The organism is Pseudoxanthomonas sp. 97-1-1 (assembly GCF_057773125.1).
The window spans coordinates 38,807-63,574 of the sequence record NZ_JBYMTJ010000002.1 but is presented as its reverse complement, the minus strand read 5'-3'; the positions used below and the strand labels follow the sequence as shown (position 1 = coordinate 63,574).

19 protein-coding genes are annotated in these 24,768 nt (G+C 68.1%); 8 read left to right on the top strand and 11 right to left on the bottom strand.

Annotation, left to right across the window (positions count from 1 at the left end; translation table 11 throughout):
• Nucleotides 1-9: 9 nt before the first annotated feature.
• Genes AC3DET_RS07440 through AC3DET_RS07430 form a run of 3 tightly spaced genes read right to left on the bottom strand, consistent with a single transcriptional unit; the run spans nucleotide 10 to nucleotide 4,833 of the window.
• A complete protein-coding gene (locus tag AC3DET_RS07440) occupies nucleotides 10-2,817 on the bottom strand; it encodes an ATP-binding protein (protein WP_446538771.1) in 2,808 nt (935 codons plus the stop codon).
• The gene (locus AC3DET_RS07435; protein WP_337731275.1) at nucleotides 2,810-3,517 is read right to left on the bottom strand and encodes a hypothetical protein; all 708 of its coding nucleotides are present in this window, start codon (nucleotides 3,515-3,517) and stop codon (nucleotides 2,810-2,812) included. The genes AC3DET_RS07440 and AC3DET_RS07435 overlap by 8 nt, the downstream gene beginning before the upstream one ends.
• Complete coding sequence (locus AC3DET_RS07430; RefSeq protein WP_488391201.1) at nucleotides 3,514-4,833, bottom strand: hypothetical protein; 1,320 nt, start codon at nucleotides 4,831-4,833, stop codon at nucleotides 3,514-3,516. The genes AC3DET_RS07435 and AC3DET_RS07430 overlap by 4 nt, the downstream gene beginning before the upstream one ends.
• A gap of 190 nt (nucleotides 4,834-5,023) precedes the next feature.
• On the opposite strand from AC3DET_RS07430, the gene AC3DET_RS07425 reads away from it, so the two are divergent.
• From AC3DET_RS07425 to AC3DET_RS07415, 3 genes are all read left to right on the top strand, one after another.
• The gene (locus AC3DET_RS07425; RefSeq protein WP_488391200.1) at nucleotides 5,024-7,063 is read left to right on the top strand and encodes an oxidoreductase; all 2,040 of its coding nucleotides are present in this window, start codon (nucleotides 5,024-5,026) and stop codon (nucleotides 7,061-7,063) included.
• 415 nt (nucleotides 7,064-7,478) lie between these two features.
• A complete protein-coding gene (locus tag AC3DET_RS07420) occupies nucleotides 7,479-7,934 on the top strand; it encodes a cell wall hydrolase (RefSeq protein ID WP_337731278.1) in 456 nt (151 codons plus the stop codon).
• A gap of 224 nt (nucleotides 7,935-8,158) precedes the next feature.
• Nucleotides 8,159-8,770: a glutathione S-transferase family protein gene (locus AC3DET_RS07415; protein WP_488391199.1), complete on the top strand. Its 612-nt coding sequence runs from the start codon at nucleotides 8,159-8,161 to the stop codon at nucleotides 8,768-8,770.
• Between the two features lie 16 nt (nucleotides 8,771-8,786).
• On the opposite strand, the gene AC3DET_RS07410 is transcribed toward AC3DET_RS07415, so the two are convergent.
• From AC3DET_RS07410 to prpB, 3 genes are all read right to left on the bottom strand, one after another.
• Nucleotides 8,787-9,284 (bottom strand): hypothetical protein, encoded by a 498-nt coding sequence (locus AC3DET_RS07410; protein ID WP_446538775.1) that lies wholly within the window; start codon nucleotides 9,282-9,284, stop codon nucleotides 8,787-8,789.
• A gap of 291 nt (nucleotides 9,285-9,575) precedes the next feature.
• Nucleotides 9,576-10,721, bottom strand: coding sequence for a bifunctional 2-methylcitrate synthase/citrate synthase (gene prpC, locus AC3DET_RS07405; RefSeq protein WP_488391198.1), 1,146 nt, complete (start codon nucleotides 10,719-10,721; stop codon nucleotides 9,576-9,578).
• 157 nt (nucleotides 10,722-10,878) lie between these two features.
• Complete coding sequence (prpB, locus tag AC3DET_RS07400; RefSeq protein WP_488391197.1) at nucleotides 10,879-11,763, bottom strand: methylisocitrate lyase; 885 nt, start codon at nucleotides 11,761-11,763, stop codon at nucleotides 10,879-10,881.
• A 147-nt stretch (nucleotides 11,764-11,910) separates the two neighbouring features.
• On the opposite strand from prpB, the gene AC3DET_RS07395 reads away from it, so the two are divergent.
• Nucleotides 11,911-13,137 carry a citrate synthase family protein gene (locus AC3DET_RS07395; RefSeq protein ID WP_488391196.1) on the top strand — a complete coding sequence of 409 codons (1,227 nt, stop codon included), beginning with the start codon at nucleotides 11,911-11,913 and terminating at the stop codon, nucleotides 13,135-13,137.
• Nucleotides 13,138-13,224: 87 nt separating this feature from the next.
• Nucleotides 13,225-14,622 (top strand): M14 family zinc carboxypeptidase, encoded by a 1,398-nt coding sequence (locus tag AC3DET_RS07390; RefSeq protein ID WP_488391195.1) that lies wholly within the window; start codon nucleotides 13,225-13,227, stop codon nucleotides 14,620-14,622.
• A 6-nt stretch (nucleotides 14,623-14,628) separates the two neighbouring features.
• Here the strand turns inward: AC3DET_RS07390 and prpE are convergent, their stop codons facing one another.
• The 5 genes from prpE to AC3DET_RS07365 form a co-directional block, all read right to left on the bottom strand.
• Entirely contained in the window at nucleotides 14,629-16,530 is a 1,902-nt protein-coding gene (gene prpE, locus AC3DET_RS07385) for a propionate--CoA ligase (protein WP_488391194.1), read from the bottom strand.
• Between the two features lie 150 nt (nucleotides 16,531-16,680).
• Nucleotides 16,681-17,667 (bottom strand): malate dehydrogenase, encoded by a 987-nt coding sequence (locus tag AC3DET_RS07380; RefSeq protein WP_277726972.1) that lies wholly within the window; start codon nucleotides 17,665-17,667, stop codon nucleotides 16,681-16,683.
• Between the two features lie 79 nt (nucleotides 17,668-17,746).
• Nucleotides 17,747-18,949, bottom strand: a complete 1,203-nt coding sequence (locus AC3DET_RS07375; RefSeq protein ID WP_488391193.1) for a pyridoxal phosphate-dependent aminotransferase — start codon at nucleotides 18,947-18,949, stop codon at nucleotides 17,747-17,749.
• Between the two features lie 127 nt (nucleotides 18,950-19,076).
• The gene (locus AC3DET_RS07370) at nucleotides 19,077-19,856 is read right to left on the bottom strand and encodes a lysozyme inhibitor LprI family protein (protein ID WP_488391192.1); all 780 of its coding nucleotides are present in this window, start codon (nucleotides 19,854-19,856) and stop codon (nucleotides 19,077-19,079) included.
• Between the two features lie 54 nt (nucleotides 19,857-19,910).
• The gene (locus tag AC3DET_RS07365) at nucleotides 19,911-20,408 is read right to left on the bottom strand and encodes a peptidylprolyl isomerase (protein ID WP_488391191.1); all 498 of its coding nucleotides are present in this window, start codon (nucleotides 20,406-20,408) and stop codon (nucleotides 19,911-19,913) included.
• A 344-nt stretch (nucleotides 20,409-20,752) separates the two neighbouring features.
• Between AC3DET_RS07365 and typA the strand changes: the two genes are divergently transcribed.
• The 3 genes from typA (at nucleotide 20,753) to AC3DET_RS07350 (ending at nucleotide 24,721) form a co-directional block, all read left to right on the top strand.
• Complete coding sequence (typA, locus tag AC3DET_RS07360) at nucleotides 20,753-22,582, top strand: translational GTPase TypA (RefSeq protein WP_192201761.1); 1,830 nt, start codon at nucleotides 20,753-20,755, stop codon at nucleotides 22,580-22,582.
• A 15-nt stretch (nucleotides 22,583-22,597) separates the two neighbouring features.
• Complete coding sequence (locus AC3DET_RS07355; protein WP_337731289.1) at nucleotides 22,598-23,068, top strand: DUF2127 domain-containing protein; 471 nt, start codon at nucleotides 22,598-22,600, stop codon at nucleotides 23,066-23,068.
• 66 nt (nucleotides 23,069-23,134) lie between these two features.
• Nucleotides 23,135-24,721, top strand: coding sequence for an amidase (locus AC3DET_RS07350; protein ID WP_488391709.1), 1,587 nt, complete (start codon nucleotides 23,135-23,137; stop codon nucleotides 24,719-24,721).
• Nucleotides 24,722-24,768 lie beyond the last annotated feature (47 nt).

Genomic DNA, 24,768 nt, shown 5'->3' with positions numbered 1-24,768 from the left:
GGGGCGGCGTCAGGCCGCCACGGCGTCCCCGCCTCGGTCGCGCTTCAGCACGGCGACCGGCTCCGCCCAGGTACTGGCGGCGCGCCGCTTGCTGGTGGCCAGCACCAGGTCGGACGGTTCGAACACGTTGACGTTGTGCGTGATGGGAGTGGTCAGGATGTACTGCGCGTCGGTCGAGCGCAGGAAGCGTCCGACCTTCTCGATGTTGGCCACGTCCAGATGCGCGAACGGTTCGTCGATGAAGACAAAGCCGCCCGGTTGCTCCTCGTCACGCAGCAAACCAACCAGCAGCAGCAGTGACTTCATCACCTGCTGTCCGCCCGAGGCCTCGCCGTCGTCCAGGCCGATCCAGCCCTTGCGGTCGAAGTCGAAGCGCACGGTCAGGCCGGCCTGCGCCAACGCGGTGTCCTCGTTCACCAGCTCGGGCAGCTCGGCATCCACGCCGATGCCGGCCAGCTCGCCGAGCGCCGCCAGATTGCGCTTGTAGCGACGCACCGTGGCGCGCAGCACATTGATGTAAGCGCCGCGCGCCTCTTCCGTCAGGCGGCGTGCGCGATGCAGGTGCGCCTCGCGCTTGCCGATGGCGGCTTCCAGCCCGGCATGGTCGGCGGCGAACTTGTCGCGCAGCGCAACGCACCCTTCATCCTCCACGTAGCCCCCGCGCGCGATGCGCTCCTCGATCCGCTCCAGTTCGCGACGGACCGAGCTGGCGCTCTCGTACTCCTCGCGCGCCGCACGCAACACCGACGCGCTGCGCCACGCGACCGGCATCTGCGCACGGCGACGACGGTAATCGAGAATCCGCTGTACCAGCGCCATGCGCTCCTGGTCGATCTGCTGAACGCGCTCACGCACCTCAATCGCCAGCGCCTTGATCTCGCCAGCACGGCTTGCCGCCGCGATGCCCTCGACCTTGTCCTGTGTTTCCAGGGCATCCAGGCGTGCACGCGCCTCGGCAAGCGAAGCGCCTGCCACGGCCGCTGCGTCCGCGAGCGCGGGCAGGCGCTCGATGGCATCGGCGAACTCCGCCGCACGCGTCACCAGTTCCTGCCCGGCATCCAGCCCCAGCAGGCGCGATTGCGCGGCGTCGAGCTGCTTGCGCAACGTGGCCAGTGCGTCCTCGCGCACCTGCGCACGGTCCAGCAGCATCGCGTGTTCCGCACGCAACGACACGAGTTGCGCCTGCCGTGCACCGGCGCCGAAATGATGCGCGCCGCCGCCGACATGGCGAGCGCCGCGCTGCTCGCGCAGGTAGCCCTTGGCCGTGATCCAGTCCTGGCCCTTCGGCAGGCGATGGCCGGCCTCGACATCGGCAACGCGCTGGATGCGGTCGAGATGCCGGGGCAGCCATGCTGGCGGGTCGCCGGAGAACCGCACGACCTCCAGCAACGAGCCTTTCGTCGCCTTCTCCACCGGCGCGCGATCGGCGACGACGAAGTGGCGATACTGCATCTGTTCACCAAGCCGCCAGGCCTCGCGGGCGTCCTTCGGGTGATCCAGCAGCACCAGGTGGCGGTAGGGTGCCAGCATGGCCTCCACCGCGACCGCCCAGTCCGCATCCACGACATCGACCATCTCGGTGAGCACGCGATGCGCGATGCCCTGGCGATCCAGTGCCGCGCGGAACTCGCGCTCGAACGGTTCGACCACCCGGCCGCCGCCACTGAGCGCGCCGACCTGGGCGGCGATCTCGCCATTGCGCTGGCGGTCGCGTTCGGCTTCGAGCTTCAGTTCGGCCTGGCGACGGCGTCCATCTTCCAGTTCACGGCTCAAGGCCTCCACGTCGGCACCGCCGCGCTCGGCCTGCAGCTTCGCCAGTTCGTCATGGCGTCGCACCAGTGACTCGGCATCGCGCGCATGGTCGCGCGCCTGGGTGAAGATCGCTTCCGCCTGCCTGAGCTGCGCGCGCGTCCCGGTCAGCTCGGCAGCGGCACGGTCCCGTTGCAGCTGTGCGGCCACCTCCTGGGCAAGCAGGTTCGCGTGGGCGCGTTCGCGCTCGCGCAGCGCGCGGCGCAGGCCGGTCAGGCGTGGCCGTGCGCCTTCGATGGTGGCACGCAGGTCGGCCAGCTCCACCTTGGGGGCGATCTCGGTCTGCAGACGGTTGCGCTGCGAACGCAGGGACAGGCCGTCTTCGAACGACCGTACGTCCGCGCGCGACGACTCCAGCCTGACATGCAGTTCCGCCAGTCCCTGCTGCAACTGGCCGATCTCCTTCTCCACGTCGAACTGTTCGTTGCGGGCACGCTGGTAGTCGTCCAGCACCGCCTTGTCCTCGAACACGTCGAACACCAGTTGCAACAGTTCGCGCGGCGACAGCTGGCACAGCTTGTCGGTCGCGCCCTGCTCCAGCGTCAGCACGCGGCAGATCGCGCGGCTCAGGCCGGCGCCCGCCAGACGCACGCGGTAGTCGCGCACGCCGAGCCAGTCGCCGCCCTGGTCCAGCGTCTCCACCGGCACGTCGCCCGCGACGATCTGGTAGTCGCGCGACCAGTCGCCGCCGCGCTTGCGGATGCGGCAGGCGATGGTCACCTGCTCGTCCATGTGCGGGAAGAACGCGCGCTTGCCGCGCCGGTCGACCGGATTGCTCACCACCGCGCGCAACCAGGCATACGGCTTGCCGTTGTGGCGCAAGTAGGTCTTGTAATCGCGCGCCATGTCGCGGTCGTCGATCGCCAGCAGCGTGCGCAGCGCGTCCAGCAGCGTGGTCTTGCCGGAGCCGTTCGGGCCGACGACGGTGATGATGGAGGCATCCAGCGGCAGCGTGTAGCGCTGCCAGTAGTCCCAGTGGACGACTTCCAGGCTGCGGAACTCAAACATCGGCCTGCTCCTCGTTCACTTCATCGACACTCTCGTCCGGCGGCACCTCGGGCGCATTCGCCTGCGAGGCACGCGCCTCCTCGATCACCTGCGCCAGCGCGCCCTCCATCACCCGGCTGGCAATGCGCTCGTAATCGAAAGCCAGGTCGAGCAGCGGCCCTTCGTGGATGCGCTCGCGGCGACGCACGATGAAGCCATGCCGGTGCAGCGTGCCGAGGTTCATCTGCAAGCGGCCCTTGCCACCGAGCCTGTCGGCGAAGTCGGCCAGCAGCGTGCGTTCGTTGACCGGTTCGACCAGCTCCGCACCCACCGGCACCGGCTTGAGCTCGGCGAACATCTGCTCCTGCTCATGCTGGCGCTCGCCTTCCTGCCGCGCGATCTGGCGCTGGCGCTTGGGCAGCACCAGCAGCGCCCACAGCACGACCAGCAGCGCGATCGTGTCGCGCCCCAGCGAGAGGTTGCTGGCGGCCCAGGCGTCACCATGGCCGTAGACGTCGCTCTCCTGCGCGCGCGCGACGCCGACGGCGACATGCGCCGCATAGGGATGCTCAAGCAGGCGCAGGCCGGCGGCGGCGAGGCGGCGATCAAGGTCGTCGCGCAGTTCGGCGTCGACCAGCACCTGGCGCACGGCGCGGTCCTCGCGCGGCAGCCAGCGCTCGGCCAGCAGCCGTGCGATCAGGGAAGCGATGGGGTCATTCATGCGGTGCGGGTTTTCTTGTTGCGGAGAGGCCCGGGCTGTGCCGGCACCCCGGGGGTCTGCGGCAGCAGCCGGCCACGGCTCATGTAAGCCACGCCGGCACGCTGGACGGGTTCGAACTCGGTACCTACGTGCCACTGCATCGGCAGCTGCGCCAGCGAAGCGGTGATGCCATGGCGGTTCTCCGCGCCGGCGTCGCCGATCAGGCCAAGCAGGGACAAGCGGTACGCGCTGAGCGCGAAGCCGTCCTGCGGCACCCAGTCCGACAACAGTGCCTCGGCGTCGAGGGCGGCCAACTGGTCGAACCATTGCTCGGCGTGCCCGTACTCGTTCTGCGCCACCGGCACGTGGGTATCCACCGGCGCAGCCTGCGAGGGCGGCAGCGTCGCGTCATCCTGCGCGGCGCGTTCGCGCTCGACCAGTTCGTACTCGGCCACGTCCAGCGCGATCGGGCCCAGTGCGAACACCGGCTGGGGCACATGCATGAGCACGTCGTCGGCCAGTGTCGCCAGCGCCTGGGCATCCAGCGCACGCAGGTACCGGTTGACATCGGACGACGACAGCCCGCTGGCCCCCAGATGCACGCGATGACGATCCAGCTGATTGAGCGCGCGCTGGAACACCGACGCCTGCCGCAGCAGCGCACTCTGCGCGCGGCCGATCTGCTGGGCGACGCGGTGGGTGGCGGTATCCAGTTCGCCGTCGGCGGCGATGTCGCGGATCAGTTCGGTGCCCTTCTCCACCCACTGCCAGACCGACTGCAGCGTGTCGGCGGCGCGCTGGATGCGGTGTTCGGATCCGCTCAGCACCGCCTGGTCGAAGTCCTCGCGCAGTTCATTCAACCGGGACAACAGATGTTGCAGGTCGTCGGCGCCCACCCGGCCCATGGCCTGGCCTGCGGCGAGTTGCGCGGTGACGTAGGCGAGCTCGTCGCCTTCGCGGTTGAACTGCAGCAGCAGGCCGATCGAGGCCAGTGCCTGGCGGCCGATCGGGCTGATGCGGTAGCGCTGGCTGGCCCCGTCCCACAACAGCAGATCGTTCTCGCGCAGGCGTCCGAGCACGGTGTCGAACTTGACCGGATCCAGGTAGGCGAACTGGTCGCGCAATTCCTGCGGCGACCAGTCCGGCGCCTCGCCGCGCTCGCCGAGGGTGCGCAGGACCAGCAGGCGCACCATGACGCTCTCCTCGCCGCCATGGAACAGCGTGGAGAAAGCCCGCAACAGGTCGCGGGCACCGAGCAGGGGATGGAGGTCCGGCAGGTCCACGGCGGCGAAGCCGGCGCGCAGGTAGTCGTGCAGGGGCGGTGTTGCGGCGTCCATGAGGGCCCGGGAACCTGGGGACCCTATGGTCCCCGAGCCTGCGGGGCGGGACAACTCTTGCAAGCCGGCCGGCTCTGTGCCCTGCTTCGCGCCAGGGATGCCGGTCGTGACCTGGCCCGCGCCGTCTTGCGCCGGGCGTCTTGTCGCGGCATCGTTACCTCTTCCATACGCAAGCGTATCCACCGCCCGCATGACCGCCATCGCCGCCAACGCCCCCTCGCCCTACCCCCACCTGTTCACGCCGCTGGACCTGGGTTTCACCACGGTCCGCAACCGGGTGCTGATGGGCTCGATGCATACGGGTCTGGAAGACCGCGCCAAGGACTTCCCGCGCCTGGCGGCGTACTTCGCCGAGCGCGCGGCGGGCGGCGTGGGTCTGATCGTGACCGGTGGTTTCTCGCCCAACCTGGTGGGTTGGCTGAAACCGTTTGGCGGCAAGCTGTCGTGGCCTTGGGAGGCGCGCCCCCACAAGTTCGTCACCGCGGCGGTGCACGAACACGGCGCGAAGATCTGCGCGCAGTTGCTGCATGCGGGCCGCTACGGCTACCACCCGCTCACGGTGGCGCCGTCGAAGCTGAAGGCACCGATCAACCCCTTCACCCCGCGTGCGTTGTCGGCCCGCGGCATCGAGCGGCAGATTTCGGCCTACGCCAATGCGGCGAAGCTGGCGCGCGACGCCGGCTACGACGGCGTGGAGATCATGGGTTCGGAGGGGTACTTCATCAATGAATTCACCGCGCCGCGCACCAACAAGCGCAACGACGCCTGGGGCGGCACGCCGGAGAAGAGGATGCGCTTCGCGGTGGAGATCGTGCGCCGCGTGCGCGAGGCGGTGGGGCCGGACTTCATCCTGATCTATCGCCTGTCGCTGCTGGACCTGGTGGACGACGGCAACCAGTGGGACGAGATCGTCGCGCAGGCCAAGGCAGTGGAAGCCGCCGGCGCCACCATCATCAACTCGGGCATCGGCTGGCACGAGGCGCGCGTGCCGACCATCGTCACGTCGGTGCCGCGCGCGGCCTTCGTGGACGTGACCGCCAAGCTCAAACCGCACGTGCGCGTGCCGCTGGTGGCCACCAACCGCATCAACATGCCGGAGGTCGCCGAAAGCATCCTGGCCGCCGGCAAGGCCGACATGGTGTCGCTGGCACGCCCGCTGCTCGCCGATCCGCAGTGGGCAGCCAAGGCCCGCGCCGGCACGCCGCAGGCCATCAACACCTGCATCGCCTGCAACCAGGCCTGCCTGGACCATGTCTTCGAGAACAAGATGGCCAGCTGCCTGGTCAATCCGCGCGCCTGCGCTGAAACCGAACTCAACTACACCAAGACCTTCGCGCCGAAGAGCATCGCGGTGGTCGGTGCCGGCCCGGCCGGCCTGGCCTGCGCCACGGTCGCGGCCGAACGCGGCCATCGGGTGACCCTGTTCGACGCGGCGGACCAGATCGGCGGACAGTTCAACTACGCCAAGAAGATTCCCGGCAAGGAAGAGTTCCACGAAACGCTGCGCTATTTCCGCCACCGGCTGGAAGAAACCCGGGTGGACGTGAAACTGTCCACGCCGGTCAGCGCCACGGACCTGCACGGCTTCGACGAGGTGGTGCTGGCCACCGGCATCACCCCGCGCCAGGTCGCGCTTCCCGGTGCCGACCACGCCAAGGTGGTCAGCTACGTGGACGTGCTCTCCGGGCGGGTGGAGGTGGGCGCGCGCGCGGCGCTGATCGGCGCCGGGGGCATCGGCTTCGACGTGGCCGAATACCTGACCCACGAAGGCCCCTCGCCGTCGCTGGATCCTGCCCGCTGGATGGCCGAATGGGGCGTGGACCCCGCCTTCGAGACCCGCGGCAGCCTGGCCCGACCCCACCCGGAACCGCCCGCGCGCGAGGTCTGGCTGCTGCAGCGCAGCCCCGGCAAGCCCGGTGCGCGTCTGGGCAAGACCAGCGGCTGGGTGCACCGGGCCACGCTGAAGGCCAAGCAGGTGAAGATGCTCGGTGGCGTCGAGTACCTGGGCGTGGACGACGCGGGACTGCGCATCAAGGTGGACGGTGCGGAGCACCTGCTGCCGGTGGACCATGTGGTGGTCTGCGCCGGCCAGGAGCCGCGCCGCGAACTGCAGGCAGACCTCATCGCTGCGGGGCGGGCGCCCCACCTGATCGGCGGTGCCGACGTGGCCGCCGAGCTGGACGCCAAGCGCGCGATCGACCAGGGGAGCCGGCTGGCCGCCAGCCTTTAGCAACGCGCCGGCCGCTGGCCGGCGGAGCACCCACGACGGCACGACATCCCGCAGGCACCCACCTGTGCTGGGCAGCGGGTGATGAGGCCTGGCCGGGCGCATTTCCGCGCCGCCGGGGCCTCGCCGGTGCGACACGCCTCACACTTTCCAGCCAGACCGGCACCCCGTCCGTCAAGCCGACCCGTTCAGGCCGAGTTGGGTCGCCTCCCCCTACCTTGCGCCCACTTTCCGGCCCGCCGCCCAGTTCAAGCGGGCTGAGCCCGGCGCTCGGACCCTTCTGGTCCGGCCTTGCCGGTCCCCGGGCAGCCCGTGTGAAGGCTGCCTCCCCATGACGCCCTAGCCGCCGTCCCATCGATGTCCTTCCCTGCGTAACGGGAGAGGCAGGGGCGCGGGAAAGACGGAGCAAGGAGTTCCCATGAAACTGGCCTGGATCCTATGGCTGTCGCAGATGTTGCCGCAGCCGGCCGCCGATTCGCTTTGCCTCAGCACCACCGTGTACCTGGAAGCCCGCGACCAGACCCTCCGCGGGCAGCAAGCCGTCGCCGAAGTCGCCCTGCGACGCCGTGACAGTGGCCTGTGGGGTGACTCGGTCTGCTCCGTGGTCACCGCCCGCAAGCAGTTCGCCCCGACCATCGTGGGCCCGAACACCCGCCTGAAGAACCCGGACGCCTGGGCCAAGTCGGTCAGCGTGGCCCTGAACGCCGAGCGCAACTGGGCCCTGCCGCCCGGGCAGCGCAAGGAGATCGTGCCGGGCGCCAGCCACTTCATGGCGCACCAGATCGCCAGCCCGAGCTGGCGCAACGCATACCACGTCGCCACCATCGGTGACCACACCTTCCTGCGCGTGCAGAAGCTCAAGCCCCGCACCTAGGAACAGGCGCTTTCGAAGCATCAACGCCCAACGCGTCGACCCGCTCGCCGAAGCCGAACCCGCATGGCACCTACTTTCCCTCTCTCTCGAGGAGAGGGCACGGGGTGAGGGCTGACCGCCGCGATACGTCACATCAAACGCGACGATCCGTTGCACCCCACACCACGCTGCATGCATCCGAGGCCCGCGATAATCGCGGGCCTTTCTTTTTCCTGGACACCCGCATGAAGCTCTATACCAAGCCCGGCGCCTGCTCGACCGCCGACCACATCGCGCTGCAGTGGACCGGCCAGCCGTTCGAGGTGCAGGTGATGACGGCCGCCGAGATGAAGGAGCCCGCGTACCTGGCGATCAATCCTACCGGCGCGGTGCCGGCGATCGTCGATGGCGACTTCGTGCTGACCCAGAACGCCGCGATCATGGGGTACATCGCCGACACCTATCCGCAGGCACATCTCGCCGGCGATGGCTCGCCGCAGCAGCGCGCACAGGCGGCGCGCTGGCTCTCGTTCGTCAATTCCGATCTGCACCCGGCCTTCCATCCGCTGTTCGGGCCGGCGCGCTTCATCGGCGACGAGGCACGATTCGACGAGGTAAAGGAAGCGGCACGCAAGCGCCTGCGGGGCTTGTTCGGAAGCGCGGAGAAACAGCTGGAAGGACGCGACTGGCTGGCCGGCTTCCGCAGCTTCGCCGACCCCTACTTCTACATCACGCTGCGGTGGGCCGCACGCACCGGCGTGGACCTCTCGGGGCTGCCGAACATCGCCGCATTCAAGCAGCGCATGGAGGCCGATGCCGGCGTGCAGGCTGCTTTGAAGGCCGAAGGCCTGGCGTGACTTCGACGCGCGCGCGTCAGGCCATCGATGCGCGCACATCCTCCAGCCAGCGCGTGGCGAAGGTATGGTCGCGTGCCTTCGTCAGCGCCGTGGCCACATCGGGCAGCAGTGCGGCCAGTTCGTCCGCGTCGGCGCAGCGCTCGACCTTCAGCTGCAGGAAGTAGCCCTTCAGCCCGATGTGCGAACGGATGTCTTCGGTGATCCGCGCGTAGAGCAGGTTGTAGCGCTCGGCAGATGTCATCGTCGTCGCCTGCACCCCGTCGCCGGCCTTCGGCGCGGCAACGGCGGCAAGCAGCGATGCCGCGCCCGAGCGCCGCTCGATCAATCCGTCGGCTGCCAACTGCTGCAGCGCGTCGTCGGGTGCATGCAGCCCGCTCATCATCGCGCGCAGCTCTTCGTCGTTACGCTGGCCATCCACCAGCAACAGGATGGAACGCAACCCCGCCGGCAGCTTGCGCGTGCGCTGCTGGATCTCGTTGCGTCCGGCGTCGGTCTTGCACCACATGGTCTGCATGGCGTCCCCCAGCATCGTGCGGCGGGCCCCTCCCGCTCGCTGCGACGCACCCCTTGCGACCGCAAGTAGTAACCCGGCCGACCTGTTCCGGGCTGCCACACGGGTCACACAAACGACACGGGGCCGCCCGGCCTGCGTCGAAACGGCCCTGCCCTGCGCGCCGGAACGGCTCAGCGCTGGTTGATCGGCACGAAGGCCAGGTCTTCCGGGCCCGTGTAAAGACGCCCTCACCCTTTGCCCTCTCCCGCAAGCGGGAGAGCGGAAGTGGGTGCCACGCGGGTTCGGCTTCGATCAGCGCCGGTCCAGCGGAACGAATTCCAGATCCTCAGGCCCCGTGTAATTGGCGCTGGGGCGGATGATCTTGCCGTCGATGCGCTGCTCGATGACATGCGCGCTCCAGCCACTGGTGCGGGCGATGACGAACAGCGGCGTGAACATCGCCGTCGGCACGCCCATCATGTGGTAGCTGACGGCGCTGAACCAGTCCAGGTTCGGGAACATCTTCTTGATGTCCCACATCACCGACTCCAGGCGCTCGGCGATGTCGTACATCTTCATGTTCGACTGCTCGGCCGACAGATCCTTCGCGACCTGCTTGATCACCCCGTTGCGCGGATCGCCGACGGTGTACACCGGGTGACCGAAGCCGATCACCACTTCCTTGCGCTCGACGCGCGCCTTGATGTCGGCCTCGGCCTCATCCGGCGTCTCGTAGCGCTTCTGCACTTCGAAGGCGACTTCGTTGGCGCCGCCGTGCTTCGGGCCTCGCAGCGCACCGATGCCGCCGGCGATGCACGAATGCATGTCGCTGCCGGTGCCGGCGATGACGCGGCAAGTGAACGTGGAGGCGTTGAACTCGTGCTCGGCGTACAGGATCAGTGAGGTATGCATCGCCCGCACCCAGCTGTCCTTCGGCTTCTCGCCGTGCAGCAGGTGCAGGAAATGGCCGCCGATGGAGTCGTCGTCGGTCTCGACATCGATGGCGCGGCCGTTGTGGCTCCAGTGGTACCAGTACAGCAGCATCGAACCCAGGGAGGCCATCAGCTTGTCGGCGATGTCGCGCGCGCCCGGATGGTTGTGATCGTCCTTCTCCGGCGACACGCAGCCCAGCACGGACACGCCCGTGCGCATCACGTCCATCGGGTGCGCGGACGGCGGCAGCTCTTCCAGCGCGGCCTTCACCGCGGCCGGGATGCCGCGCAGCGACTTCAGCTTGGCCTTGTAGCCGGCCAGCTCGGCGCGATTGGGCAGCTTGCCATGCACTAGCAGGTACGCGACCTCTTCGAACTCGCTGGTGGTGGCCAGGTCCAGGATGTCGTAACCCCGGTAGTGCAAGTCGTTGCCGGTGCGGCCGACGGTGCACAGCGCGGTGTTGCCGGCAGCGGTGCCGGACAGGGCGACGGATTTCTTGGGCTTGAAGGGAACGCTCTCTGACATCTTCCTACTCCTCATCTTGATTTGGAGCCCCTCTCCCATTGGGAGAGGGGTTGGGGCGAGGGTTCGGCGGAGTCCGTGAGGTCGGAGCCATCCGGATTTCGCCGCACCCTCATCCGGCGCTTCGCGCCACCTTCTCCCGGCGGGAGAAGGGCCGGGGCTACTTCTTTGCGGAGAACAGGGTATCGAGCTTCTGCTCGAAGGCGTGGTAACCGATGCGGTCGTACAGCTCTTCGCGCGTCTGCATGGTGTCGACCACGTTCTTCTGGTGACCGTCGCGGCGGATCGCCTCGTAGACGTTTTCCGCCGCCTTGTTCATCGCGCGGAACGCCGACAGCGGATACAGCTGGATCGCAACGCCGACCGAAGCAAGTTCGTCGCGGGTGAACAGCGGTGTCTTGCCGAACTCGGTGATGTTGGCCAGCACCGGCACCTTCACCGCATCGACGAAACGCTGGTAGGTCGGCAGGTCGTAGGCGGCTTCGGCGAAGATGCCGTCCGCGCCCGCTTCCACGCAGGCAATGGCGCGCTCGATGGCGGCGTCCACGCCCTCGACCTGGATGGCGTCGGTGCGCGCGACCAGGAAGAAGGCGGGATCGGTCTTCGCATCGGCGGCGGCCTTCACCCGGTCGACCATCTCGCCGGCCGACACGATTTCCTTGCCCGGACGATGGCCGCAGCGCTTGGCGCCGACCTGGTCTTCGATGTGGCACGCGGCCGCGCCGGCCTTGATCAGCGACTTCACCGTGCGCTCGATGTTGAACGCGCTGGGACCGAAGCCGGTGTCGATGTCGACCATCAGCGGCAGGTCGCAGACATCGGTGATGCGGCGCACGTCGATCAGCACATCTTCCAGCGTGTTGATGCCCAGGTCGGGCAGGCCCAGCGAACCTGCGGCGACGCCGCCGCCGGACAGGTAGATCGCCTTGTAACCGGCGCGCTTGGCCAGCAGGGCGTGGTTGGCGTTGATGGCACCGATCACCTGCAACGGCGATTCGGCGGCCAGCGCGGCGCGGAACTTGGCGCCTGCGGTCGGGTGGCTCATGCGACGGGACTCCTCTCGATCAGCGTGCCTGCCCGGCGTGATCGCCGGACGCCAGAGGTGCGCGAATGGTACGCCCCTCTTCGGGTCGCAAATCTGGCACCATCCGCCAGGTTGATCAATCTTGATCGAACGAATCAATATTTCCGCATGGCCGCCGCCACCGATCTGCTGTCCGCCCGCGATACCTGCCGCCTGCTCGGCATCAGCCGCGCCACGCTGTACGCCTACGTCAGCCGCGGCCTGCTGGAGTCCCGCCCCGGCAAGGATCATCGCAGCCGCCTGTACCTGCGCCAGGATGTGGAACGGCTGGCCCAGCGCAAGCAGGTGGGGCGTGGCGCGGCCCGTGGCGCCGCCCAGAGCCTGGACCGCGGGCTGCCGGTGCTGGAGACGCGCATCTCGCTGATCCGACCCGATGGCCCCTACTATCGCGGCCGCTCGGCGATCGCGATGGTGCACGAGGGCGCCACGCTGGAAGACGTGGCCCGCCACCTGTGGGACAGCAGCGCGGAGGATCCTTTCGCGGCACCTTCGTTGACCCGATGGCCCGATGTGGTCGCGCCGCTCGCCGCCAACACCCTGCTGCCTCCGCTGGAGCGCGCGATGGCCGCCATCCCGTTGCTTGCGCTGGAGGTACGCCATTCCTTCAGTTCCGCGCCGCTCGTGCGCCATGAGATCGCCGCCGGCCTGCTGCGCCACAACGCCGCGCTGCTGGTCGCGCAGCCGCCGTCGGACGTACCGGTGCACCGCGTACTGGCGCAGGCCTGGCATCCCGGCGATGACGGCTTCGCCGAACTCGTGCGCGCCGCACTGGTGGTCTGCGCGGACCACGAACTCAATGTCTCCGCGTTCGCCGCACGCGTGGTCGCATCCACCGGTGCGCACCTGCACGCGACGGTATGCAGCGGGCTGGCCGCCTTGTCCGGCCCGCGCCACGGCGGCGCCACCGCTCGCGCGTATGCGTTGATCAGCGATGCACATGAGGCCGTGTCCGCACGCGCATTCATCGCCGAACGCTGGCAGCGCGGCGACGACCTGCCCGGCTTCGGCCATGCCCTGTATCCGCAGGGCGATCCGCGCGGTGCCGAACTGCTGGCGCGCGCACGCGAGCGCCATGCCGGCACGCGTGAAATGGCCGCACTGGAAAACCTCATCCTCGCCACCGAGGACGTCAGCGGCCTGCGCCCGAACATCGATTTCATGCTCGCCGCGCTTTGCCATCTCAACCGGTTGCCGGCCACGCCGGCCCTGGTGATGTTCGCCGCAGGACGCCTGGCGGGCTGGCTGGCGCATGCACTGGAACAGCAGGCACAGGGGCGTCTGATCCGTCCGCGCGCACGCTATGCAGGCGTGACACCGCCAGCAACATCGCCATGATCTGCCCGCCATGCATGCGCGCCTGCGTTTGACATCACCCGCGCATACGGGGACCCTGCCCTGGCCTGCTTTCCTCCTGTTGCCGCGATGCGCCCTGCCCTTGCCCTGTGCCTGCTGCTGACGATGATGACGCCGAACACCATCGCCCGGAACACCGATCACCCGTCCTCGCCAGCCACGGTGTCCACGCCCGTGCCGCCGCCTCCCGCATGGCTGCCCGCACTCGATGCGCTGTACGACGCCGAACTGCGCGTGGCCGGACTGGAGGACCGCACCTTCACTGCGGAACACTGGTGGTCGGTCGCCACACCGTTGCTGGAGCCGGGACGCGGCTTCCGCGTGGACGGGATCGGCCGCAGCGTGGAGGACCGTCCGCTGCAACATGTTCGTTGGGGCCAGGGCAAGAAGACGGTACTGCTGTGGTCGCAGATGCACGGCGACGAGAGCACGGCGTCGATGGCGCTCGCGGACCTGTTCCGCTTCCTCGGCGAACACCCCGACCATCCGTTGGTGAAGCAGCTGCAGGCGAATACCACGCTGCACGTCTTTCCCATCGTCAATCCCGATGGTGCCGCCCGCTTCCAGCGCCGCAACGTACAGGGCATCGACATCAACCGTGATGCGCGGATGCTGGCAACACCCGAAGCGCGCGCGCTGAAGGCGCTGCACGACCAGGTGAGGCCGATGTACGGATTCAACCTGCACGACCAGCGCGTGGGCTACCGTGCCGGCGATTCCGACCGCGGCACCGCCATCGCGCTGCTGTCGCCGCCGTACAACCACGCGGCCGATGTCAACGATGTGCGTACGCGCGCCATCGAGGTGGCCGGCGTCATCCGCTCCGCGCTGGAGCCCTATCTCGCCGGCCACATCGCGCGCTGGGATGAAACGTTCGATCCACGGGCGTTCGGCGACCTCACCACGCAGTGGGGCACCAGCACCGTGCTGATCGAGGCCGGCGGCATCGAAGGCGATGTGCAGAAGCAGCGCCTGCGCAAGCTGTACTTCCTCGGCCTGGTCGCGGCATTGGACAGCATCGCCAGCGGCAGCCATGCCGGCGTGTCGCCCGCGCTGTACCGCGACCTGCCGGAGAACGGCGATGTATGGCCGGACCTGCTGGTGCGCGGCGGTACGTTGTCCGTACCGGGACGCCCACCCGCCCGCGCCGACCTGCTGGTCAATTTCCGCAATCCCCTGACGGAAACCGACGGTGCCGTTGCCGATGTGGGCGACCTCGGTACGAAGAAGGCACGTCGCAGCATCGACGCACGCGGGCTGTTCATCGTGCCGATCCCGGGGCATGCCGGCGAACGCACGGTCATCGAAGCCAACGACGACGATGCCGAAGAGGCGCGGTCACCGTTGCCGCTCACGCCCGGCGCGACCGCACGCTTCGTGCTGAGTCGCGACCCGCAGGGCCGCGACGTGGTGTGGACACTGGATGGCAGCGTGGATCCGGCGACGCCTGCGCCGCCGGCCCGCTGACCTGCATCAGCTGCCGACCTCGGGCCCGCGCAGCAGCGCGCGCTTCACCTCTTCCAGCGCGTTCGGGTCATCCAGCGTGGAAAGATCGCCGGGATCGGCGCCCTGCGCCAGCGCCTGCAGCGAGCGCCGCAACAACTTGCCCGACCGTGTCTTCGGCAACGCGTTGACGATGTAGACCCGCGCCGGGCGCGCGACCGCGCCGAGGCTCTGCTCCACCATGCGACGCATGCCGTCGGCCGCCTGCACGCGCTCGTGCGGCTCGTCGGTGGCCTGCCGCAGCGTGGCGAACACCACCGGCACCTGCCCTTTCAGTTCATCCGCGACACCGATCACCGCAGCCTCCGCGACCGCGTGGAACCCGGAGACGGACTCCTCGATCTCGCGCGTGCCCAGCCGATGGCCAGCCACGTTGATGACATCGTCGGTGCGGCCGAGGATGAAGGTGTAGCCGTCCTCATCGCGGATCGCCCAGTCCAGCGAGCTGTACAACAGTTCCTTGAAATGACTGAAGTAGCTGGACAGGAATCGCGCGTCGTCGTTCCAGATCGTCGTCATGCATCCCGGCGGCAGCGGAGGCTGCATCACCAGCACGCCCTTCTGGCCCGGCCCTACTTCTTCCCCCGTGGCCTCGTCGATCACCTTCATCCTGTAGCCGAGGTTCGGGAACCCGGGCGAACCGAAACGCACCGGTTTCATGTCCAGCCCGGGCAGCAGCGTCAGCGCCGGCCAGCCGGTTTCGGTCTGCCAGTAGTTGTCGATCACCGGCTTGCCGATCGCATCGGTGATCCAGTGCGCCGTCGGCTCGTCCAGCGGCTCGCCCGCCAGGAACAGGTACTTCAGCTCGGACAGGTCGTGCCGCTTGATGAAGTCGATGTCGTGCTTCTTCAGCACGCGCACTGCCGTCGGCGATGAGAACATCGTGCGTACACCGTACTGTTCGCACAACGCCCACCAGATGCCCGCGTCGGGATTGATCGGCAGGCCTTCGTAGAGCACCGAGGTGGCGCCTACGATCAGGGGACCATACACGTTGTAGGAATGGCCGACGGCCCAGCCGACATCGGAGGTGGAGAACATCACCTGTCCCGGCCCGACATCGAACACGGTACGCATCGACAACGCCATCGCCACCGCATAGCCACCCACATCGCGCTGCACGCCCTTCGGCTTGCCGGTCGTGCCGGAGGTGTACAGCAGGTAGCTCGGCTCGTTCGACTCCAGCCACTCCACCGGTACGTCGACGTCGCCGACCTCGGCGCGCAACGCGGCGTAGTCTTCGTCGCGGCCCGCCACCTTCGGTTCGGCGGCATCCAGCCCGCGCGAGACGATCAGCACCTTGGCCGGCGGCGTGGCCGCCTTCGCGCAGGCTTCATCGACCAGCGCCTTGTACGGAATGACCTTGCCACCGCGGCTGCCGGCATCGGCGGCGATCAACAGCCTGGGTTGCGCGTCGTCGATCCGCAGCGCCAGGTTGTGCGCGGCGAACCCCCCGAACACCACCGAATGCACCGCGCCGATGCGCGCGCACGCCAGCATCGCGAAGACCGCTTCAGCCATGTTGGGCATGTAGATGACCACGCGATCGCCACGCCCGACTTCGAGCCGCTTCAGCACGGCGGCGAACGCGTTCACTTCGCGATGCAGTTCGCGATAGGTCAGTTCACGTGTGACATCGGTTTCGGTGGACACCGCCACCAGCGCCAGCTGGTCGCCACGCTCGGCGAGATGCCGGTCCACCGCGTTGTAGCAGAGGTTGGTCTGCCCGCCGAGGAACCAGCTCCGGAATGGCGGACGGGAATAGTCGAGGATCTGCTGCGGCGGCACGTGCCAATGGATGGCCTTCGCCTCCTCGCCCCAGAAGGCCTCGGGCTGCTCGATCGAGCGCCGGTAGACGTCTTCGTATGCCATGCGATCCTCCCAGATCCGACAGCCGGGACCAGCATAGACCCGCCCTGCCGCAGCCACCTTCCTACCTTGGTCGCATGGGACATTCCGTCGCACCCAAAAGAAAACGCCGGGCATGGGCCCGGCGTTTTCGGCACTGCGTGCGGCCTGCGGTCAGCCCAGCAGATGCGCCACACCGCTGCGCTCTTCTTCCAGCTCGCCCAGCGTCTTGTCGATGGCGGCCTGGCTGAAAGCGTCAACCGGCAGGTCCTTCACCATGGTGTACTCGCCGTTCTCGGTGGTGACGGCGAAGCCGAACATCACGCCTTCCGGGATGCCGTAGCTGCCGTCGGACGGGATGCCCATCGTCACCCACTTGCCGTTGCTGCCCAGCACCCAGTCGCGCACGTGGTCGATGGCGGCGTTGGCGGCCGAGGCGGCCGACGACAGGCCGCGCGCTTCGATGATCGCCGCGCCGCGCTTGCCGACCTGCGGGATGAAGGTGTTCGCGTTCCAGTCGGCGTCGTTGATCTTGTCCTTCAGCGACTGGCCGTTGACCGTGGCGAAGCGGTAGTCGGGGTACATGGTCGGGCTGTGGTTGCCCCACACGACCAGCTTGTCGATGTCGCCCACGGCCACGCCGGCCTTGTTGGCCAGCTGCGACAGCGCGCGGTTGTGGTCCAGGCGCAACATGGCGGTGAAGTTCTTCGCCGGCAGGTCCGGCGCGGACTTCATCGCGATGTAGGCGTTGGTGTTGGCCGGGTTGCCGACCACCAGCACCTTGACGTTGCGGCTGGCGACCTTGTTCAGCGCGGCGCCCTGGGCGGTGAAGATCTTGGCGTTCTCCAGCAGCAGGTCCTTGCGCTCCATGCCCGGGCCGCGCGGACGCGCGCCGACCAGCAGGGCCACGTCGACGTCCTTGAACGCGACCTCCGGATCGTCGGTGCCGACGACGCCGGCCAGCAGCGGGAACGCGCAGTCTTCCAGCTCCATGATCACGCCCTTCAGCGCGGCCTGGGCCTTCTCCAGCGGCAGCTCGAGCAGCTGCAGGATGACCGGCTGGTCCTTGCCCAGCATTTCGCCGGAAGCGATGCGGAACAGCAGCGCGTAGCCGATCTGGCCAGCAGCGCCGGTGACGGCAACACGGACGGGGGTTTTCATGATGCGGATCCTCGGGGTTACGTAGGGCGGGCCCAGGCCCGCCGCGTGGGGAAAGGGTGGGCCAAGGCCCACGCGACGATTACTTCAGTTCGGCAAAGAATTCCTGGAAGCGTTGCAGCCCCGGCGCCAGCTGCGGCGTCGGGCAGGTGTAGCTGATGCGCAGCGCGCGCGGCTCGCCGAACGCCGAGCCCGGCACGCAGGCTACGCCCTTGGCGTCGAGCAGCGCGCTGCAGAAGTCGACATCGTTCTCGATCTTCACGCCGTTGTGCGATTTGCCGAACGCGCAGCTGATGTCCGGGAACACGTAGAACGCGCCCTGCGGACGCGGGCAGACCACGCCCGGGATCGCTTCCATCGCCGCCAGCACCTGGTCGCGCTTGGCCTGGAACTCGGCGTTCTTCGCGACCGGCACGTCCTGCGGACCGGTCAGCGCGGCGATCGCCGCGGCGGTGACGACTTCCGGCACGTTGGTGATGTGGTTGGAGTTCATGGTCGTCAGCGCCCTGGCGACGACCTCGGGGCCGGCCATGAAGCCGACGCGCCAGCCCGGCATGCCATAGGTCTTGGACAGCGAATCCACGAACACCGTGCGCTCGCGCAGTTCCGGCCGCGCCTGCACGAAATTGGTATAGGCCAGTCCGTCGAACAGCATGCGGTTGTAGATGTCGTCGGTGACGATCCAGGTGTCCGGATACTTCGCCAGCACGTCGGCCAGCGCGGCCACTTCCTCGCGCGTGTAGACCATGCCCGTCGGGTTGGACGGGTTGTTGAACAGGAACACCTTGGGCGCGTGCGTCGCCAGCGCCTGATCCAGCTGCGCGGGGGTCAGCTTGTAGTCCTGGCTGGCCGGGCATGGCAGCGGCACCGCCTTCGCGTTGACGATGTCGGCGATGTCGGCATACGTGGTCCAGTACGGGGACGGATAGACGATGGTGTCGCCTTCGTCCAGCAGCGACTCGGCCAGGTTGTACAGGATGTGCTTGGCGCCGATGCCGGTGGACACGTTGGCGCGCGTGTAGCCGGTCAGTCCCAGCGCCTCGATGTGCAGCAGGAAGGCATCCAGCAGCGCATCGGTGCCGCGGTTGCTGCCGTACTGGCCCGAGTCCTTGGACAGCGCGTCGCGCGCGGCCTGGTAGACATGGTCGCCGGGCAGGAAATTGGGGACGCCGATCGAGAAGCTGATGATGTCGCGGCCTTCGGCTTTCAGCTTCTTGGCCTTCTCGGCCACCGCCATGATCGCACTGGGCTTGGCGCGACCGATGCGCCGGGCAAGCAGGGGCATTGCACAACCTCGCGTGGAAAGGTCAGGGAGCGTCGCCGCCGTCTTTTTGCGGCGCAAAATGGTATCACGCCGCTCCACTTCGACCGACTAGCCCATGGTCTACGTCGGCCGGGTCAGCATCACGGCGTCATTGGTAATCCACCACGTCGCCCAGGTCGTAGTTCTCGTCGAAATAGGCCTGCCACTGCGCGTAGGCGCCGCGCAGGCACGCGGGGGTCTGGCAGGCGTCAAGTTGCCGGGTAGCTGCCTGGACCGTGCGGTCGCCGTCGGGGTAGCGATCGGCCAGCTCCTTGAACTGCCGGCGCATGCCGGCATCCAGGGCACCGAACTCCTCGTGCCCGCAGACCAGCGCGGCGCGGACACTGCCGGCCGGCGCGTCGGTATCGCACTCGGCGGGAGCGGGTGGCGCGTGGGCAGCCTCCACGGCCGCGGCGAGCTCGCTGCGATCGCGTTCGGTCAGCCGACGCACGAAGCCCAGATCATCGGTCTGGCCCGCGCCCCAGGTGATGCGCAGGGTGAAGCCGTTTCCGCCCGGGTCCGCCACCTTGCGCAGGGTCACCGTCTCGCTGGGCCCGGTCTCGGAAGTCAGGTGCAGGGCCAGCGTGCCGTTGTCCAGGTCGACATCCTCGACCTTGCCATCCAGCCACGCACCGTCGCGTGCGATCCGCAGGCCCGTGTCCGGCTGCCACGCGATGGCGTACAGGGTTTCGGCATCGTCGCCTTCGCTGTGGTCCGTGCTCCAGAGGCCTTCCAGGCTCTGCTGGAAGCTCTCCGCCGATGCGTCGACGGCGGTCGCTGCGGCCGGATCGGTGGGCGGGATTGTGTCGTCGTTCTTGCAGGCGCCCAGCCCCAGGACGGTGGCAAGCAGCAGGACCATGCGCGTTGCGCGCCGGCGGCGATCCTTCATCTGGAGCTCCTAGCGGGGAAAGGGCCGGCCCATGTGGGCCGGCCCTTCATTCCATCACGCCGACAGGACGCGGTTCCACTCCGCCACGCGCTCGGCCTTGGCGGCCAGCACGGCATCGGCGTCGCCGTCGATGGTGACCTTGGTGATCAGGTCGCCCTGCTTCACCGCATCGACCACGTCCAGGCCCTCGGTGACCTTGCCGAACACGGTGTGCTTGCCGTCCAGCCACGGGGTGGGCACGTGGGTGATGAAGAACTGGCTGCCGTTGGTGCCCGGGCCGGCATTGGCCATCGACAGCACGCCACGCTCATGGCGCACGCCGTTGGTGGTTTCGTCCTCGAAGCGGTAGCCCGGGCCGCCGCGACCGGAGCCTTCCGGGCAGCCGCCCTGGATCATGAAGTCCGGGATCACGCGGTGGAAATTCAGGCCGTCATAGAAGCCACGCTTGGCCAGGTTGACGAAGTTGGCCACCGTCAGCGGGGCCTTGTCGGGATACAGCTCGATCGTGATCGGGCCGCGCGAGGTGTCGAAGGTGGCGGTCAGCTGACTCATGGAACGGTTCTCCAGGGGTGAAATGAGGAAACGGCAGGGTCCCGGCGCGGTCTCGCTCCATGCCCGCCCCGCTCTCAGGCGGCGGTGGCACAGGGAGGGGAAGCGCCAGGCCTGCCGCCCCGGCCAATAATGGCCGGGGCTGCCAGGCGTGAAGCCGGCCCCCGTCATGCGGGTCCGGCCCTGTTGCCAGATCACGGCGCCGGGCGGGGATTTCAAGGGCAGGCCCCGGCGGCGGCGTTCATTCTGGCGTTTTTCGATAAATCAGGTGCTTAGCGCAACGCAGCCCGCTATAATACGCCGCTTCCTTTCCCCACTCTGAGCGCGCACGTTCGCGCCCCTTCGGCATGTCCATCCAAAACCTCCGCAATATCGCGATCGTCGCTCACGTCGACCACGGCAAGACCACCCTCGTCGACCAGCTGCTGAAGCAGTCCGGCACCCTCTCCGAGCGCACCGTGCTGGCCGAGCGCGTGATGGACAGCAACGACCAGGAAAAGGAACGTGGCATCACGATCCTGGCCAAGAACACCGCCATCACCTGGAATGGCAACCGCATCAACATCGTCGACACCCCGGGCCACGCCGACTTCGGTGGTGAGGTCGAGCGCGTGCTGTCGATGGTGGACACCGTGCTGATCCTGGTCGACGCGATGGACGGCCCGATGCCGCAGACCCGCTTCGTCACCCAGAAGGCGTTTGCGATGGGCTTCAAGCCGATCGTGGTGATCAACAAGGTCGACCGCCCCGGCTCGCGCCCCGAGTGGGTCGTTGAGCAGGTGTGGGACCTGTTCGACCGCCTCGGCGCCACGCCCGAGCAGATGGATTTCCCGATCGTCTACGCCTCGGCGCTGAACGGCTATGCGGGCCTGGAAGACACCGTCCGCGGCGGCGACATGACGCCGCTGTACGAAGCGATCATGAAGCACGCGCCGAAGCCGGAAGTCGATCCGGACGGCGCCTTCCAGATGCGCATCAGCCAGTTGGACTACAACAACTTCGTCGGTGTGATCGGCATCGGCCGCATCCAGCGCGGCACGTTGAAGAAGAACATGCCCGTCGCCGTCATCGACCGCGAAGGCAAGAAGCGCCAGGGCAAGGTGCTGCAGGTGCTGGGCTTCCTGGGCCTGGAGCGCATCGAGCAGGACAGCGCCGAGGCCGGTGACATCGTCGCCATCTCGGGCATCCAGGACCTGACGATCTCCGACACCGTCTGCGCGCTGGACACCCCGGAAGCGCTGCCGGCGCTGACCGTCGACGAGCCCACCATCTCGATGACCTTCCAGGTCAACAACTCGCCGTTCGCCGGCCACAAGGACCTGTCGGGCGGCAAGTTCCTGACCAGCCGCCAGCTGAAGGAGCGCCTGGAGCGCGAGACCGTGCACAACGTGGCACTGAAGGTCGAGCAGCTGGAAGACGCGGACAAGTTCCTGGTCTCCGGCCGTGGCGAATTGCACCTGTCGGTGCTGATCGAGAACATGCGCCGCGAGGGCTACGAGCTGGCCGTGTCGCGCCCGGAAGTGATCATCAAGGAAATCGACGGCCAGCTGATGGAGCCGATCGAACAGTTGGTCGTGGACGTGGAAGAGACCCACCAGGGCGGCGTGATGGAGAAGCTGGGCGTCCGCAAGGGCCAGCTGAAGAACATGGAACCGGACGGCAAGGGCCGTGTGCGCCTGGACTACCAGATCCCGGCGCGTGGCCTGATCGGCTTCCAGAACGAGTTCAAGACCCTGACCCAGGGTTCGGGCCTGCTGTTCCATGTGTTCGACCACTACGGCCCGAAGGAACAGGGCGCCATCGCCAAGCGCCTCAATGGCGTGATGATCGCCAATGCGCCGGGCGCCACGCCGGCCTACTCGCTCGGCCCGCTGCAGGAGCGCGGCAAGCTGTTCGCCGCCGAGGGCGACAACGTGTACGAAGGCCAGCTGATCGGCATCCACTCCAAGGACAACGACCTGACCGTCAACGCGATCAAGACCAAGCCGCTGACCAACATGCGCGCCTCGGGCAAGGACGATGCCATCCAGCTGACCCCGGCGATCAAGTTCTCGCTGGAACAGGCGCTGGACTTCATCGATGACGATGAGCTGGTGGAAATCACGCCGAAGGAAATCCGCCTGCGCAAGAAGTTCCTGACCGAGAGCGACCGCAAGCGCGCCTCGCGCGCCGCCTGATCGTCGCACCGCGCCTTGGAGACATCCGCGTACAACCCGGATCCCAGGGCGCACCCCGGCCTGCACGCCATCGCCCTGTTCGAGGGCGCCAAGGGCGTGCTGGCCCTGGCCTTCGCCGGCGGTCTGCTGGCGGTGGGTCCTGACCGCCTGCGCGAGAGCGTGCAGGCGGTGGTCACCCGCTTCATTCCCGACGCCGGCCCCGGCGTGGTGAGCCAGTGGCTCGACCGCATCAATCCCGAATCGATCCACGTCACCGTGCTGATCATCGCGGTGTACGCCGGCATGCGCCTGCTGGAAGGCTGGGGCTTGTGGCGCGCCCGCGCCTGGGCCTCGTGGCTGGGCTGCATCGGCTCGGCGGCCTACCTGCCGCTGGACATCTATGCCCTCTACCACCACCCCGGCTGGCACACCTGGGCGCTGCTGATCGTCAACCTGGTGATCGTCTGGGTGCTGTGGCGCGATATCCGGCGCCGCAAGCGGATTTGACGCGCGGGCCAGCGCCTGCGTAGCCTGCGGCAACTCCGTGAAGGTGTCCGCATGCGTCGATCCCTGCTGCCGCTTGGCCTGATGCTCGCCCTGGCAGCCTGCCAGCCGGCGACGCCGCCGGATGCAGCGGCACCGACCGCGCCCACCGATTTCATCTACGCCGAACTGGACATCGCCGACCTGCAGGCGCGCATGCAGTCCGGTGAACTGGACAGCCGCCGCCTGACGCAGGCCTACCTGGACCGTATCGCCGCCATCGACAAGGCGGGGCCGCAGTTGAACGCGGTGATCGAACTCAACCCCGACGCGTTGAAGGAAGCCGCCCTCCGCGATGTGGAGCGTCGCGCGAATGCGGCGCGCGGGCCCCTGCACGGCATCCCGGTACTGCTGAAGGACAACATCGATGCGGTGCCGATGGCCACTTCCGCCGGCTCCCTGGCGCTGAAGGATTTCCGCCCCGGGAAGGATGCGTTCCTGGTGCGCCGCCTGCGCGAGGCAGGCGCCGTCATCCTGGGGAAGGCCAACCTGAGCGAATGGGCCAACTTCCGATCCATGCATTCCACCTCCGGCTGGAGCGGACGCGGCGGCCAGACCCGCAACCCGTACGCGCTGGACCGCAATCCGTGCGGATCGAGCTCCGGCAGTGCCGTGGCGGTATCGGCCAACCTGGCGGCGATCAGCGTGGGCACCGAAACCGATGGCAGCATTCTCTGCCCTGCCGCGATCAATGGTGTCGTGGGGCTGAAACCCACGGTCGGCCTGGTCAGTCGGCAGGGCATCCTGCCGATCTCGCACAGCCAGGACACCGCCGGTCCGATCGCCCGCAGCGTTGCGGATGCGGCCCTCCTGTTGGCCACGCTCGCGGGCCGGGATCCGGAAGACGCCGCCACGATGCAGGCCGCCTGGAACACCACGCTGGATTACAGCGCACGCCTCACGCCCGGCGCACTGAAGGGCGCGCGCATCGGCGTGCTGCGCAGCAAGGCAACGATCCATCCCGACGCCGCAGCAGCCCTGGAAAGCGCCATCGAGGTGATGCGCGAAGCCGGTGCCATCGTGGTCGATGCGGAGATTCCCACCGACGGGCAGTGGAACGCGGACGAACTGGAACTGATGCTCTACGAGTTCAAGCATGGCGCGGAGCGCTACCTCGCCGAACGCAATGCACCGTTGACCACGCTGACCCAGCTGATCGGCTACAACGAGCAATACCGGTTGTCCGAGATGCCCTATTTCGGCCAGGACCTGTTCGAGCGGGCCAACGCAAAGGGCGGCCTGGGTGAAGCCGCCTACATTGCCGCCCGCAGTCGCGCACGCCGGCTGGCGGGGCCAGAAGGCATCGACGCCGCGCTCAAGGCGCAGCAACTGGATGTGCTGGTGGCACCGACGACGGGGCCTGCCTGGCTGACCGACCACAAGGCCGGCGATCATTTCCCGGGGGCCGGGTACGGCGCCGCCGCCGTGGCGGGCTACCCCAGCCTCACCATTCCCATGGGCCACAGCGATGGCTTGCCGTTGGGGATCGTGTTCATGGGCCCCGCATGGAGCGAAGCGCGCCTGATTGCCCTGGGATACGACTACGAGCAGCGCACGCGGGCCCGCAAGCCACCGGAATACTGGCCCTCGCTGCCGCCCCGCACGACCCGTCGCTGAGGCGCATGCTGCCAATGTGAGTCATTCCGGACGCGAGAGTGCTTGCA